This window comes from Mesorhizobium sp. M1396, from assembly GCF_040317725.1.
Lineage (GTDB): Bacteria > Pseudomonadota > Alphaproteobacteria > Rhizobiales > Rhizobiaceae > Mesorhizobium.
This window is the reverse complement of sequence record NZ_JAMYLA010000008.1, coordinates 1-14,689: the sequence shown is the minus strand read 5'-3', so window position 1 is coordinate 14,689 and position 14,689 is coordinate 1. Positions and strand designations below refer to the sequence as shown.

12 protein-coding genes are annotated in these 14,689 nt (G+C 57.3%); 8 read left to right on the top strand and 4 right to left on the bottom strand.

The window, feature by feature from the left end:
* Positions 1-35 precede the first annotated feature (35 nt).
* Genes NKH02_RS06890 through NKH02_RS06880 form a run of 3 tightly spaced genes read left to right on the top strand, consistent with a single transcriptional unit; the run spans position 36 to position 3,194 of the window.
* On the top strand, positions 36-953 hold the full coding sequence (locus tag NKH02_RS06890; protein ID WP_352877391.1) for an NAD-dependent epimerase/dehydratase family protein: 918 nt from the start codon (positions 36-38) through the stop codon (positions 951-953).
* Complete coding sequence (locus tag NKH02_RS06885; protein WP_352877388.1) at positions 950-1,738, top strand: ABC transporter permease; 789 nt, start codon at positions 950-952, stop codon at positions 1,736-1,738. Before NKH02_RS06890 ends, NKH02_RS06885 begins: the two co-directional genes overlap by 4 nt.
* Entirely contained in the window at positions 1,728-3,194 is a 1,467-nt protein-coding gene (locus NKH02_RS06880) for an ABC transporter ATP-binding protein (RefSeq protein ID WP_352877386.1), read from the top strand. The genes NKH02_RS06885 and NKH02_RS06880 overlap by 11 nt, the downstream gene beginning before the upstream one ends.
* Here the strand turns inward: NKH02_RS06880 and NKH02_RS06875 are convergent.
* Together NKH02_RS06875 and NKH02_RS06870 are read right to left on the bottom strand one after the other, a co-directional pair.
* Positions 3,189-4,520, bottom strand: coding sequence for a polysaccharide pyruvyl transferase family protein (locus tag NKH02_RS06875; protein WP_352877384.1), 1,332 nt, complete (start codon positions 4,518-4,520; stop codon positions 3,189-3,191). The two genes, NKH02_RS06880 and NKH02_RS06875, sit on opposite strands and share 6 nt — an antisense overlap.
* A 438-nt stretch (positions 4,521-4,958) precedes the next feature.
* Positions 4,959-5,849, bottom strand: coding sequence for a class I SAM-dependent methyltransferase (locus tag NKH02_RS06870; protein WP_352877382.1), 891 nt, complete (start codon positions 5,847-5,849; stop codon positions 4,959-4,961).
* A gap of 250 nt (positions 5,850-6,099) precedes the next feature.
* On the opposite strand from NKH02_RS06870, the gene NKH02_RS06865 reads away from it, so the two are divergent.
* From NKH02_RS06865 to NKH02_RS06855, 3 genes are all read left to right on the top strand, one after another.
* On the top strand, positions 6,100-8,088 hold the full coding sequence (locus NKH02_RS06865) for an SDR family NAD(P)-dependent oxidoreductase (RefSeq protein WP_352877380.1): 1,989 nt from the start codon (positions 6,100-6,102) through the stop codon (positions 8,086-8,088).
* A gap of 73 nt (positions 8,089-8,161) precedes the next feature.
* Positions 8,162-9,094 (top strand): glycosyltransferase family 2 protein, encoded by a 933-nt coding sequence (locus tag NKH02_RS06860; RefSeq protein WP_352877378.1) that lies wholly within the window; start codon positions 8,162-8,164, stop codon positions 9,092-9,094.
* A 121-nt stretch (positions 9,095-9,215) separates the two neighbouring features.
* Complete coding sequence (locus tag NKH02_RS06855; protein WP_352877377.1) at positions 9,216-9,755, top strand: sugar transferase; 540 nt, start codon at positions 9,216-9,218, stop codon at positions 9,753-9,755.
* On the opposite strand, the gene NKH02_RS06850 is transcribed toward NKH02_RS06855, so the two are convergent.
* Entirely contained in the window at positions 9,743-10,720 is a 978-nt protein-coding gene (locus tag NKH02_RS06850) for an NAD-dependent epimerase/dehydratase family protein (RefSeq protein ID WP_352877374.1), read from the bottom strand. The two genes, NKH02_RS06855 and NKH02_RS06850, sit on opposite strands and share 13 nt — an antisense overlap.
* A complete protein-coding gene (locus tag NKH02_RS06845) occupies positions 10,717-12,042 on the bottom strand; it encodes an O-antigen ligase family protein (protein WP_352877625.1) in 1,326 nt (441 codons plus the stop codon). The genes NKH02_RS06850 and NKH02_RS06845 overlap by 4 nt, the downstream gene beginning before the upstream one ends.
* A 490-nt stretch (positions 12,043-12,532) precedes the next feature.
* Between NKH02_RS06845 and cysD the strand changes: the two genes are divergently transcribed.
* Positions 12,533-13,438, top strand: coding sequence for a sulfate adenylyltransferase subunit CysD (gene cysD, locus NKH02_RS06840; RefSeq protein WP_352877373.1), 906 nt, complete (start codon positions 12,533-12,535; stop codon positions 13,436-13,438).
* 2 nt (positions 13,439-13,440) lie between these two features.
* The coding region (gene cysN / locus NKH02_RS06835; RefSeq protein ID WP_352877371.1) for a sulfate adenylyltransferase subunit CysN at positions 13,441-14,689 on the top strand (1,249 nt) is incomplete at its 3' end.

Sequence of the window (14,689 nt, the reverse complement as noted above, 5' to 3'; positions counted from 1 at the left end):
GTCGGAGCCCACTCCCCTCTAAATAGGGGTGGCGAATGATTGGTATTTTTGGGGCATCCGGATTTATCGGACGAAATCTCGTCGACTATTTCAATCAAAGAGAAATCCCGTTCCGAGGTTTTGTTCGGCGACAAGGCGTTGGTCAGCTCGCCAATATGACACTTATCGATTTCGATGATCCGGCAACCTATCGTCGTCATCTCGAAGGGTTGAGCGCAGTCGTGTTACTCGTTAGCGCGTCTGTGCCAGCGACATTTGCAAATGACCTCGTTTCCGAGGTGAGTCGGAATGTCGTCCCGCATGTCAAATTTCTGCAAAGTATCCGTGCAAGCTCGATCCGGCACGTGGTTTATCTTTCGTCCGGTGGGACAATATATGGGATCCCCCAGCAGCCTAGGATTGGCGAAGAGCACCCAACTCTACCTATAAGCAGCTACGGATGCGGCAAGTTGATGGTCGAGAACGCCATAAGGACGTTGTCTGTGGGGGAGGGATGGAGCTACTCGATCCTCCGCCCTTCGAACCCTATTGGAAAATACCAGTCGTCTGAAAAGGGGCAAGGTGTGGTGGCTGCCGCCGTCCGGGCCGCCTTTCTGGGGACTGCGATTGATATATGGGGCGACGGAGAGGCATTGCGCGACTACATCGACGTTCGAGATCTTTGTGCCGCGATCGACACGGTACTGAGGCAGAAAGGGCAGCAACAAGCTATATACAATGTCGGTGCGGGGAAATCGCTAAGTGTGAATGAAGTAGTAGATCTTTGTTCTTACGTCTGTGGGCGACCAATCCGCCGAAATTATGTTCCCGAGAAGTCGTTCCTTGTCAGAGACGTGGAGTTGAATTGTGACTCCATTGAGCGTGATACGGGTTGGAGGACGGATTTTGATATCTCTGATGCAATACAGAATTTTGTATCGGACTATGAGAAAAAGATTCAAGCAGCATCATGAACTTTACTCAACTTAGTATTTCTCTTATTCGTCGGGAGGTGGCCGGTCGCTATCGTGGCTCTGCGCTAGGATTGTTGTGGTCGCTGCTCAATCCTTTGTTCATGCTGGCTGTCTACACCTTTGTGTTCGGTGTGGTGATGAAGTCGCGCTGGACGATGCCTGACCAGCAGAGCGCGACACATTCAACCGGCGAGTTTGCGGTCATCCTGTTTTGCGGGTTGATTGTCTTTCAGTTTTTCGCGGAAGTGGTTTCGCTGTCACCCAGCCTGATTGTGGGCAACGCCAACTACGTCAAGAAGATTGTGTTTCCGATCCAGGTTCTGCCGGTGGTTTCGGCTGGCGCAGCATTGTTTCACGCGGCCGTCAGTTTGCTGGTGTTACTCGTTTTCGCCTACATCGTCTTCGGCGGCATCCCCGCAACGGTGGTTTTGGCGCCGGTGGTTTTCGCGCCGCTGATTGTCCTGGTGCTAGGGATAGCCTGGATATTGGCATCGATCGGAGTCTATTTTCGTGACATGAGTCAGATCGTGACACCGCTGGTGACCGCGACCATGTTCCTCTCGCCGGTTTTCTTTCAGAGGACGTCGCTGCCGACCTGGCTGCAGCCTTGGCTGTCGCTCAACCCGCTCGCGATTCCCGTTGAGAGTTTCCGCGATGTCGTTCTTTTCGGCGTGCAGCCAAATTGGGTAGCCCTTGGCAATTACTCACTGGTGGCGATTGCGGCCGCATTTCTCGGCTATCAATTTTTCCAGAAGACCCGTAGAGGCTTCGCCGATGTTCTCTAATGAATTCGCCGTCGAGGCGGACGGGCAAACCTCGAATTTCGCCATTCGCGTGCGTGATGTGTCCAAACATTATGTGATGTTCGAACGGCCCGAGGACCGCTTCAAACAAATGATAATTCCGCGGCTGGAACAGCTTATAGGCCGTCCGCCGCGTCGCTATTTCCGTGACTTCGCCGCCCTGTCTGGAATTTCTTTCGAGGTCGGTCGCGGCGAAACCGTCGGCATCATCGGCCGCAACGGGTCCGGTAAGTCGACGTTGCTGCAGGCCATCTGTGGGACGCTTCAGCCGACCAGCGGCTCGGTCGAAGTGAACGGCCGCATCGCCGCGCTGCTCGAACTCGGTGCCGGGTTCAATCCCGAGTTCACCGGACGTGAGAACGTTTTCCTCAACGCCGCGATCCTCGGCGTGCCGCGCAAAGAAATGGAATGGCGTTTTGACGACATTGCCCGTTTCGCTGACATAGGCCCTTTCATCGATCAGCCGGTGAAGACCTATTCGTCAGGCATGTATGTGCGGCTGGCCTTTGCCACGGCCATCAATGTCGATCCGGATATTCTTGTGGTGGACGAGGCGCTTTCGGTGGGTGATGAGGCCTTTCAGCGCAAGTGCTTTGCCCGCATCGAGGACATTAAGGACAAAGGTGGCACTATCCTGTTCGTCAGCCATGCCGCCCAGACTATAGTGCAACTGTGTTCGAGGGCTATGCTGATCGATGGCGGCGAACTGATTTCCCAAGGGCGTCCCAAAGCGGTAGTCAATCAATATCAGAGATTAGTAAATGCCTCTGGCGACACGGCAGCGCAAATGCGAGAGAGCATTGCACGGTCGGTTGCCGCCAAGCCCCACAGCGCAGTGGAAGGAAGCGTTGAAAAAGAGGGCTCCTCTGTCTGGGAGGAGACCGTCGGCGAAATGGATGCCCCCCCATCGCCTTCAATATCGTCGTTCTTGCAAGATCGAACAGAATTCGCCGACTATTTTGACAAGAGTCTACAGACTCAATCGGCGACGGCGACAGAAGAGCACGGTGCGCGTATTCACGACCTTCGCATACTGACGACGGCCGGCAATCAGGTTAATGTTCTTCAGCTAGGCAAACGATATGCATTTGACTTCAAAGTCAGTTTTTCAGTCGATGCAACCAACATCGCTTTTGGTATGGCTCTGAAAACCGTCTCTGGTTTAATTTTAGCGGGAGCGAATAATAAAGACAGAGATATTTTTCGCCTGATGAAAGTGAAATCCGGAACAACAATTTCGGTTTGCTTTGAGTTTAACTGTTTGATGCTCCCGGGTACATACTTTATTGGCGGTTCCGTTTTTGGGAAGTCGTCCTTTGATGAGAATCTAATGCATCGTATCGTTGATGCTATTGTGTTTCGTGTTGCACCAGAGTCTGATCTTCTTGCGTCTGGGCATTTTGACCTAGGACCGTCTATCAAGGCGGCGGTTCTATAATAATTCATCTTGTGTGACTAAGGTGCCGTCAGGTGATGGCACCACCCGTATATATTGAGAAAATCTCAGGGGCTCATTTTTCTTTGCATCGATCTGTTCCTGCGAGTTCCAATGTGAAATGGTCGGAGACGATGTCATCCGATATACCACGCCTTCGGCCTCGCCTTCGTACCAATCCAGGTGACTTGCTTCGTAGGGGTAGTAAACTCGCAATCCCTGTTGCAATCGATGGAAGCGCTCTCCGGCGCGGTAAAGGGCAAAGGTCGTGTCGATTGGTGCTCTTTGGTAGGCGATCATAATTTCGTCGTGCGTGAACCATAAAGGTTCTTTTTGCCAGAACTGATCGATGTGGCGATTCATTGCGTGATTATAGAGGGCATAGGTCGAGGGGATATCGTGAATCTTTAACATTGGCCCTACGCAGGCCGCATCCCGAAAGTTATCCAATAAAACATCAAAAATCGACAATATGTCTGGATCGGCACCCCCTAGGTCAATGTCGCCATCCGTTACCACATACCGACTTGGTTCAGCCCAGTCTGAGAAATACGTCTCTATCGTGCTGTTGATACTATTCAGCTCGTCAGGTGATGTAATTGCAGTAGATCGGAATAGTTTTACGCCGGATCTCTCTAAGTCGTCGAGTATCCCTAGTGTATATTTGTCGGAACTTCCATTGTCGTGAACAACGATATCAACGGCAGTGTTAAGTCGCCTGTAAGAGTCGATCGATCTTAGCAACTGATCGCCCCGATTGAACGAAATTATGAAGATTGGCACGGGTCTAGACCGGCACTCGCCAAAGGCGTATATGCGCTTACTGGGAAGAATTTCTAACTCAAGCTCATCTATTCCTTTTGTTAACGCTCCGGACAGAGCATTGCGATCAATGTCCATTTCGTGGATCTGACAGAGATCAACCAGCTCTGATCGTGACCATGCGCGGTTGATGGAAACAGCGTTCGCTTGCGGTCTCCTTGCTAGCGAAAACCAGTCTTGAAATTTGAAACCCTCGCCTGCCACCAGATTGGAGAATTCGACCCAAGCATTAGGGATGCCAAGTGATTCGGAGAAGATCAGGCCATGGAGCGACGAACTGATCGCATACCGGCACTGCGCAAGAGTAGAAAGGAATGTCTTTGGCTCTTGGTGCACGTCCAGAACCTTTACACCGTCCAATTCAGATAGGCGCTGCACGTAGGGATTTGTTTGGTCGACGTAGTGGGGAATGACGGCCAGATCAATTCGGTCCCCTAGCTGTGGTTTGTCCACCAAAATATTGGAAAGAAAGCCTGGGTCTCCGAGTGGGATGTCGAACAGCCGCATCGGCAGAGTCTGCGACAATTCCCTATAGGAAAGTTTCCCGCGTAAAGCCAAAACCCTGGACGGTGCGGGATTTCCTACCCCCATCCTTGGGTTCATGATTCCGCTACCCCAAACGTATGAATGTTCGGTGGCGCTTGCGAGAATGCTGCCGACGCCCAGCAAGTGTCGGCGCCCCAAGTCTGAAGTCCAGATTGGTTCCTTCGCGGATATGGCTCGTACTATCTCGGGGGAGAATTTATCGCCAACGTTATTAATCCGCAGAAAGTAATTAATTGGTATCATTTATATGCCATCTTCTTTTCATTTGCTCTATCGGACGATTGCGTACTCGCGATTATCACTAGCCTTGTCTTTCGATGCGTAACTGCCGTTTCCAAACTGCGCCGTCAGACAAAGTGAAGTGGGTCCGAATGAGCCAGTCGCTGCGGCGAAATAGCCCTATTCGGCATTCTTTCGAAGCACAAACAACGCTTCGTTTCGAATCGCCGACTCGAAGCACTTCGTAAAGCCGAACGGCTCCGCCAACTGGTCGAGATGCATAGAGAATGTCTCTTTGGTCCATGCGTGAACATGGATATCGATCCGCTTTTTTAGCCCATCTTCGGCCGCCGGCATCAGTTCATCGTTTGAGAATGCGGGTTGCGAAAGCGGGTGCACATACCGGCAATGTTCGACATAGGAAGCCAGCAACGTCGGCTCACCACCGGTCGCCAAGTCTTCCTTCAGATGATCAAATGAAGTCGGCGGTCGGTCGCGGTCGGTGGTGAACCTCATATCCGGCACAACGATGATGTAAATCCCCCCCGGCTTCAACCGCGCCATCCCTTCACGAATTGAGCCGAGAGGATTGGCCAGATGCTCGATCACATGGGCGGAGATGATGAAGTTGAGGCTTTCGGGCTTGGTCCCTGCAAAAGTTTCTGCATCGATAAACCCGCCTTCGGTGATGTTTCGATCGGCAAAGTGAGTCTTTAACGTCTCATTGTCGCGGATATCGCCGTACATCACGGTGGCCGTGGGCGGCACTGGAAACGGCCTGTTGCCAGCCCCGACCTCAATGCCGACGCCCCTGATAAAGGCATTTGAAATCATGGTTCTTGCGCCGATGACCTCGTGAAGCCCGGTTCTATCTTCGACTTGGCGACGATCGCGATGGAGCGCAGCCGCTACTCGAGCTAGTTCGTCATGTGAGCGTTCTGACCAAAATTCTACCGTCTCATCTTCATTTGTTTTGATCACGCGTTTGTGGCTCCTACCTGCAAGTTCTTTGATCAAACCGACTGGTCGTCGAAGGAACGGGAATTTCTGGGCGATTTCGGCTCTGCGCATTCATCTCCTTTACATCAATCTTTTTGACGACCCAAGAAGTTCCCATGAACCGCAACCGTTCGCGGACGCCCCGGCCTGAAGCTGGATACGACTTCCAAAAAAACATCTAGCTATGCCTTCAACCCCGCAGTATGCGATACAGGACGGCGGGGGCCGGGGATGGCACTTTGAGAAAGTGGCCACGAAGTATCTTCGTGTTCGCACTTTTTCTGGTGTTCATATCCGTGAGCCTGGAGTCTAGTGCCGTCCAATGAATTCTTACCTCGAATCAGTATTCGGGCTCCGGCCACAGATGCGGCGCGCCTTCATCATGGTCCAGGACGTGGTCATGGTCCTGGTCGCCGTGGCGCTCAGCCTCGTGCTTTCGCGGTCGGATCTTTCGTTCGAAGCGCTCTCCAACGAGGGGCTGGCAACCTGGGCGGGCGTCGTTCTCATCAGCCATTTGCTATTCAGATATTGTGGCCTCTACACGACCGTCTGGCGCTTTGCGTCGACGCCGGACTTTTTCAACATCCTGAAAAGCTGCGCGATTTTGACGTTCGCTCTGTATGCCACTTCGCTGCTGGTTCGTTCTTTCCAGCCTGTGCAGGGGCTCAACGAGCGCCAGTTCATCGTCTTCTTCCTCGTCTCCTTCACGATCATATCGGCGCCCCGGCTGTTCTACCGCTTCCTGCGTGACGGCGCGAGCTGGGGCATTTTGAGCCGCAAGACCGACGGGACGCAGGCCAAGCGAGCGTTGTTCGTCGGTCGTCTCGGCGAAGCCGACCTGATCATTCGCTTCACGCGCACGGCACAGCCGGCCGACTATTCCATCGCAGGCATCATGGCGACCGAGCATGGCGCGCCGTTGGGCACGCGGATCCAGGGTGTTCCCGTGGTGGCGACCCGGCCGCGTCTGATCGATGTCCTGGAAGACTATGCGAGCGGCACCAAAAGCCTGGATCTGCTGATTTTCGGCAGCGGCGCCGAGCACGAGATCGAGGAGTATTCGGAACTCGTCCGCGTCGCCCGGCATGGCGATATAAGTGTGGTGCAGTTCTCCGGTCTTTCGGAGCTGGAACGGCACGGCAAGCTGGTTCTCGACACCGTCGAGATGGAAACGATCCTGCGCCGTCCGACAGTCGCGTCCGATATCGAGCGCATCGGTGCCTTTGTCGGCAGCAAACGTGTTCTGGTGACGGGCGGTGCCGGCTCGATCGGCCGAACGCTGGTCAAACGGTCGCTGGAACTGGGAGCAGAGGCGGTGCTGGTCGCCGACAACTCCGAGTTCGGCATCTTCCAGCTGAGCCAGTATATCGACGAGAAGGACCACGACCGTCTCAAGGTCCGTATCGTCGATGTCGCCGACCGACGCCAGATAACGCGTGTCGTCACGGAATTCCGGCCGGATATCATTTTTCATGCCGCGGCGCTCAAACACGTTCCGCTGCTCGAGGAAAACTGGGATTCGGCCATCCAGACCAATATTTTCGGAACGCTCGTCTGTGCCGAGGTCGCCGCCAAGTGCGGGGTTGCGCAATTTGTCCTGATATCGAGCGACAAGGCGGTGGATCCCTCATCGGTGCTTGGCATGACGAAGCGGGCCGCCGAACAGATCGTCAGCGCCTTGCATGGGATGCCAGCGACCGAGCCGGGCGGGCGTCGCTCCGCCACCAGGTTCATAGCCGTGCGGTTCGGCAATGTCTTTGGCAGCAATGGTTCGGTGGCGACCATATTCCAGGCGCAGATCGAGGCTGGAGGACCTGTCACCATCACCGACCGGCGCATGACACGCTATTTCATGACCGTGGCCGAAGCCGTCGATCTCGTCATCATGTCGGCGGCCGATGCCGCGTCGCGGCGGAGCGGGGATGACTATGCCGTCTATATGCTCGACATGGGCAAGCCGGTGCCGATTCTCGAAGTGGCCGAAACGATGATCCGCATGTCCGGAAAGAGCCCATACAAGGACATCGCAATCCGGTTCACCGGCATAAGGCCGGGCGAAAAACTCCACGAAACGCTGCATGGCGAAGATGAGGAACTCGTCGAACTCGGCATTTCGAAGATTTTTGGCCTCAGCACGGACGTGGTGGAATGGTCGGATGTCCAGATCGCGCTCACGGCGCTGCAGCAGACGGCGAAAAACCAGGACAAGGCTGCCGCGCTCGCCGTGCTGGCAGGCCTTGACCGCGCCAAGAAGGCCAGGGGGAGCATTCGTCAGGACGTGATCCCGAAAACGGTCGGGCAGGCGGGCTAGGCCGCTCCTCTTCCGACGCGATCATGATTCGGGGATCTGAAAATCCCGGGCATATGCAAGGTGTTTGACGTTCGTGGATAAAGCAGATCTGCGCATCGCGGTCCTGATGGGCACGAAAGATGGCGCCGCCTTCATCGATGAGCAGCTGCGGTCGCTGCTCGCCCAGTCGCACCCTCTGGTCGACCTGTGGATATCCGACGATGGCTCCATCGATGGCACGATCGCCATCATCGAGGCATGGAAATCCCGCTGGACCAAGGGTCGAATGACCCTTGTGGAGGGGCCGCGGCAAGGGTTCGCCGCCAATTTCCGGTCGATGATCCTTGATCGACGCATCGATGCGGACGGCTATGCTTTCTGCGACCAGGACGATATCTGGGAGCCCGACAGGTTGGAAAGCGCCATCCGCTGGATGCAGGCCCATGACGCAAAAACTCCGCTGATGTTTTGTTCGCGAACCGCGACCATGACGGAAACGGGAAGCCTTGTTGGCCATTCGCCGCTGTTTGCCCGGCCGCCATCCTTTCGCAACGCACTTGTGCAGAGCATCGCCGGCGGCAACACCATCCTGCTCAACGCCGCGGCGCGCGACCTGCTGGCCAGGGCTTCCGCGCGGACCGGGTTCGTCAGCCACGACTGGTGGGCCTATCTCATCGTGACCGCCGCCGGCGGCATCGTCCGCTACGATCCGCGGCCACTGGTGCGCTACCGGCAGCATGCGGCAAACCTGGTTGGCGCCAACGCGTCGTGGAGGGCAAGGGTTTCCCGGCTTGGCCGCCTGTTCAAGGGCGAGTTTGCCGACTGGACGGACCTCAACCTTGAAGGACTTGTCGTCAATCGCGACCTCCTGACCGAGGACGCGGCGCAATGCCTCGACCTGTTCACCAGGGGTCGGCAGGGCGGTCTTTTTCGCCGCCTGGCAGCCTTGCGCAAAAGCGGTGTCTATCGGCAGACTTTTTCCGGGACCCTGGGGCTCTATCTCGCTTTCATCCTCGGGCGCATCTGAGCATCGAAGGGCTGCGTGGCACGCTTGGTCAAGATATGAGCTCATGCTACGTCGACCGGATTGACGGGCTTGGCCCGCGGCGTTGCCTCGGGACTTTGACAGGGAGCGCCATCGGCCGTTCATGAAAGCAGCCAAGCACATTTTCGATCTTGCCGGCGCGGCTCTGCTGCTGGTGGTCACATCTCCCGTTTTGGCGCTCGCCGTCCTTGCCGTTCGGGTATCGTCGCCTGGTCCGGCTATTTTTTCGCAGACGCGGGTCGGTTGCGACGGCAGGCTTTTTCGCTGTCACAAGTTGCGCACGATGTATGTCGGGACGCCGTCATTGCCCTCGCATGAGGCGCCCGCGAATTCCGTCACAACGGTTGGCAAGGTGCTGCGGAAATTCAAGCTCGACGAACTGCCGCAGTTCTGGAACGTGTTGAAGGGCGAGATGAGCCTGGTCGGGCCGCGCCCCTGCCTGCCGACCCAAACGGAATTGATCGAGTGTCGCAGGCGGCTGGGGGTTTTGGCGGCAGTTCCAGGCATAACCGGCCTGGCCCAGATCAGGGGCATCGACATGTCGAACCCGCGGCTTCTGGCTGAAACGGACGCCGCGTATCTCCGCATGGCGTCGTTCCGGCTTGACCTTCGGATCCTGCTCGGAACGCTCTACCGAGGCTGAACAAACCACGATCCCAAAAGTGATGGGAAGCTAGACTTACCGAGCCGCGCCAGTTCGGCCAGCCGCCCCAGCGGGTCGGTTTCGGGTGCCCATCCCTGCGATATCAGCAGGGCGGGATCGCATATCTGTGTCGCGGTCAGGCCGTCCCAAAATGCCTGCTTGCCCAGCACGCTTGCTGCCGGCCGCATCAGGCCTGCCGGCACGGTCATCAGGCGCATCGGCCGCCCCAAACCCCGGCGAAAGGCGGCGATGATGGCTTCGAGGGTGACCGGTGGTACATCGGCGCCGACATAGATCGGGCGAAGTGGCGCCGAATGGGTCAACAGATGCGACACTGCTCGCACCACGGCCTCGCGGGACATCAGCGAGCGGATTCCCGTCAAGGCGCCGGTCGGCAGCGGCATCGCCGTATCGGCCAAGCGCATCAGCGTCGCCAGGTTTCCCTTCATGCCGCTCCCATAGACCGGCGGCAGGCGCAACACGGCGGCGTCGGAGCGGCCATGCGATGCATAGGCTTCCAGGATCCTGATCTCGCCTTCGCGCTTCGAGCGCCCGTAGACGCATTGCGGGGCGGGAGGCGTGTTCTCGTCGATCGTCGCGCTGACGCGAGCGCCGATCACGGCCCGGATCGAGGAGAGATGGATGAAGCGTCCGCTTGCCTGCGCGGCCGCGGCATGCGCCAGCCGTGCGCTCAATTCCACATTGGCCGCCCAATAGTCTGCTTCGGTGGCATTGCCTTGATCGTTGTTGAGGCCGGCACAATGGACGACGTGGGTCACACCCCTGGTGAGTGCCAGGAAGGCCGCGGCCGGTGCATCGAAATTGGGCAACAGCACCGCGCCGTCCCCCGACCCAAGCCTTTCCGGATGGCGGGAAGCGAGACGAAGCTCGGCGCCGGATTCGCGAAGTTTGTGCACGACAAGGCGCCCGATGAAACCCGTCGCGCCGGTGACCAGGACCTTCATTGCCTTGCCCGCAACAACTCTTGGCTGGCTGCCGGAAGCTCCTGCTCTTCCATCACTGGTGGAGGTGCATGCTTTTCCATCAACGGAGCCTGACGGCCGGAGGCAAGATACGTTCCACACACCAGGAAGACCATCAGCACCGAGTCCACAATGTCATGGCCGACCAGGATACCCGTCATCCCGGCGGTGAGATAGGTTATCACCACGATGACAATCATGGTGGCGCCGAACCGCTCGACAGGATCGCTGCTGTTTCGCAAGACCCGGGCGGCATTTCCAGCGGCAACGACAAAGATCGCCGCCAGCGTTGCGGCGCCCAGAATTCCTGCTTGCACCAAGGCGGTCAGGAAGCCATTGTGAAAATGGTTAAAGCCTGTCTCCATTGCGAACTGATCATGAAAGCCCTGCTTGATCAAAAGCTGGGTCGCGCCCACCCCATGTCCGAACAGCGGCATGTCACGGAATGCTCTGAGGCCGATCTCCCAAAGCGCGACACGTATTCCCAACGAGCTGTCGTAATTGCCCTGCGCGCCCAGCGCATTCCAATCGGATTGCAGAAAGTCGATGCGCCCGGATATCGCCTGGAAGCCGAAAGCGGCGACCACGATGCCGACTGCCACCAGCAGCAGAAGCACACGAACGGCATTCCTGCCTCTGAGCCTCCGATGGTTGATAAGCAAAACAGCGATGCCGGCAATCAGCAGAGCCAGCCAGGCAATACGCGAACCGGAATAGATGATGGCGATCGTCCCAGCCAATGCGGCGTAGAAAAGGGGGTTACGGGCTCGCTCTATGCCTGACAAGGCGCCGGCCACGCAGACCGCCACGGCAAGGCAGACGACCGTTGCGAAGACGATCGGGTTGCCGGCCCCGCCCTCGGCCCTGACCCCGATCCAATATTGCTGGATGACGGCCATGAGCAGCGCGACAAAACAGGCGGCCATGCAGCTGAGAACGATGGTGCGGGCAAGCATGGTTTTCTGCGTGATGCTCCAGGTCGAATAGGAGACGGGGAAAAACAGGAAGGTGACGAGCGGTATAAGGTGTGGCGCATCGCGGACGAACGAATTGTTGACGATGGTGGCCAGGAGATTGGCCGCGCAGTAGGCATAGATCGCGACCGTCAGCCAAATCATTGGCCGGTCCGCGTTGAAGTGCCTTTTCCCAGAAGCAATCAGTACGACGGAAGCCAGGGCTCCGCCGTTGAAAACAAAACTGACCACCGATCCCAGAACCGGTGGAAAAAAGAAGCAAAGGATGGAGAAGTAGATATTGACCCGCGAAGGCGTGAATTGCTGTCTCAGGGATGAAAGCCGGCTCAAATTTTCGGGCTCGCTATTTTCGGGAAGTTTCATGCGGCGGATCTTGTTTAGCGAAGCAGAATGCGCTCGCCTCGAGACTGCCCATGCCTCATGATGCACTTGCCCGCTTCCTGGGGCTGGTATAGCGGCTGGGCTTCTTTTTCGATAGTATGTTGGGTCGATTGTCACCGAAAAACAGCGGCCGGCGCGGGGTCGATCGGAGGGAGGTTCCCGGAAGGGCCTTAGCCGGTCTATTCAAGCAATATTTTTCCGGCATTTTCTCAGCTGTCAGCCTAGCGAGCAGGAATTTCCGGTTTTTCCGGCATTCGTGGAAAATTCATTCCCGAACCATGCGCCCCAGGGCCAGTCTTGCATTGTTCTAGACAACGGCGATCTGCTAGAACGCCGGCACGAGAGAGATTGTCCAGAAGCAAGGCTTGAACCGGGCGCAAAGCTCGATGATTTGAGGCAAGATCTTCTGTCGGAAGGCACGAAAGAACGCTCACGGTCCATGACAACAGCGCTTACGCATCTCCAGCGGCTTGAAGCCGAATCCATCCACATATTCCGCGAGGTTGCGGCCGCTTTTTCCAAGCCGGTCATGCTCTATTCGGTCGGCAAGGATTCATCCGTGCTGATGCATCTGGCGATGAAGGCGTTTTATCCCGCTAAGCCGCCGTTTCCCTTTCTTCACGTCGACACGACGTGGAAATTCCGCGAGATGATCGCCTTTCGCGATCAGATGGCGCAGAAACTCGGCTTCGATCTCCTGGTGCATGTCAACGAAGATGGCGTACGCGACAACATCAATCCGTTCGACCATGGTTCGAACACGCACACCCATGTGATGAAGACCGTGGCGCTGCGCCAGGCGCTCGACAAATACGGTTTCGACGCGGCCTTTGGCGGCGCCCGTCGCGACGAAGAGAAATCGCGCGCCAAGGAGCGCATCTTCTCCTTCCGCAACGCCCAGCATGTATGGGACCCGAAGAATCAACGCCCCGAGATGTGGAAGATATTCAACACCCGCATCGCAACGGGCGAATCGATCCGCGTCTTTCCGCTGTCGAATTGGACTGAACTCGATATCTGGCAGTACATCCTGCAGGAGAGTATCCCGATCGTGCCGCTCTATTTCGCCAAGGAGCGGCCGGTGGTGGAACGCGACGGCATGCTGATCCTCAGGGATGACGAGCGCATGAAACTGCGCCCCAGCGAGACGGTGGAAAACCGGCTGGTGCGGTTCCGCACGCTTGGCTGCTATCCGCTGACCGGGGCCATCGAATCGGATGCCGATACGCTGGAAGCCATCGTTGGCGAAATGCTGACCGCGCGCACCTCCGAACGCCAGGGCCGCCTGATCGACCGCGACGAGGCCGGCTCGATGGAAAAGAAGAAGCGCGAGGGGTACTTTTGACCATGCGCCACATCATGGCAAAGAGCCTCGCACCCACCGACGGCGTTCGCGACTATCTGGCGGCGCAAGAGAAGAAATCGCTGCTGCGCTTCCTGACCTGCGGTTCCGTCGATGACGGCAAGTCGACGCTGATCGGGCGCCTGCTTTCCGACACCAAGCAGATTTTCGAGGACCAGCTCGCCGCGCTCGAGCGCGATTCGCGCAAGCATGGCACCACCGGTGACGACATCGATTTCGCTTTGCTGGTCGACGGTCTCGAGGCCGAGCGTGAGCAAGGCATCACCATCGACGTCGCCTACCGCTTCTTCGCCACGCCGAAGCGCAAGTTTATTGTTGCCGACACGCCCGGCCACGAACAGTACACGCGCAACATGGCGACCGGCGCCTCGACCGCCGACCTGGCGATCGTGCTGATCGATGCCCGGCAAGGGGTGCTGCGCCAGACCAGGCGCCATTCGATCATCGCCTCGCTGCTCGGCATCCGCCACATCGTGCTGGCCGTCAACAAGATCGATCTCGTCGATTTCGATCAGGCGATCTTCGACCGGATCGTTGAAGACTACCGGCAATTCTCGCGCGATCTCGGCTTCCAGACCATGGTGCCGATCCCGATGTCGGCCCGTTACGGCGATAATGTCAGCCGCCGCTCGGACAGCATGGAATGGTATTCCGGCCCGACGCTGATCGAGCATCTCGAAACCGTGTCGGTCGATGAGGCGGTGGTCGAACTGCCGTTCCGTTTTCCGGTTCAGTATGTCAATCGCCCTAATCTCGACTTTCGCGGCTTTGCCGGCACGATCGCTTCCGGCTCGGTTGCGTCAGGCGACGAAGTCGTTGTCGCCAAGTCCGGCAAATCCTCGCGCGTCAAGCGGATCGTCTCGTATGGCGGCGACCTTGCCCAGGCGGCTGCCGGCCAGGCCGTCACGCTGGTCCTTGACGACGAGGTCGAGATATCACGCGGCAACATGCTGGTTTCGCCTGCCGCACGGCCGCAGGTCGCAGACCAATTCGCCGCCAACATCGTCTGGTTCGACGAGCATGCGCTGCTGCCCGGTCGCTCCTACATCCTGCGCACCGAGACCGATCAGACCAGCGCCACCGTCACCGATCTGAAATACCGGATCAACGTCAACGACTTTGCCCATGAAGCGGCCAAGTCGCTCGAAATGAACGAAGTCGGCATCTGCAACATCTCGACGCGGACGCCGATCGCCTTCGATCCCTTCGCCGAGAACCGCACCACCGGCGCCT

Bases quoted from the DNA above. Each gene is read 5' to 3' on its own strand.
- NKH02_RS06890 (WP_352877391.1), top strand. From the start codon at position 36: ATGATTGGTATTTTTGGGGCATCCGGATTTATCGGACGAAATCTCGTC.
- NKH02_RS06885 (WP_352877388.1), top strand. From the start codon at position 950: ATGAACTTTACTCAACTTAGTATTTCTCTTATTCGTCGGGAGGTGGCC.
- NKH02_RS06880 (WP_352877386.1), top strand. From the start codon at position 1,728: ATGTTCTCTAATGAATTCGCCGTCGAGGCGGACGGGCAAACCTCGAAT.
- NKH02_RS06875 (WP_352877384.1), bottom strand. From the start codon at position 4,520: ATGCGGCTGTTCGACATCCCACTCGGAGACCCAGGCTTTCTTTCCAAT.
- NKH02_RS06870 (WP_352877382.1), bottom strand. From the start codon at position 5,849: ATGCGCAGAGCCGAAATCGCCCAGAAATTCCCGTTCCTTCGACGACCA.
- NKH02_RS06865 (WP_352877380.1), top strand. From the start codon at position 6,100: ATGAATTCTTACCTCGAATCAGTATTCGGGCTCCGGCCACAGATGCGG.
- NKH02_RS06855 (WP_352877377.1), top strand. From the start codon at position 9,216: ATGAAAGCAGCCAAGCACATTTTCGATCTTGCCGGCGCGGCTCTGCTG.
- NKH02_RS06850 (WP_352877374.1), bottom strand. From the start codon at position 10,720: ATGAAGGTCCTGGTCACCGGCGCGACGGGTTTCATCGGGCGCCTTGTC.
- cysD (WP_352877373.1), top strand. From the start codon at position 12,533: ATGACAACAGCGCTTACGCATCTCCAGCGGCTTGAAGCCGAATCCATC.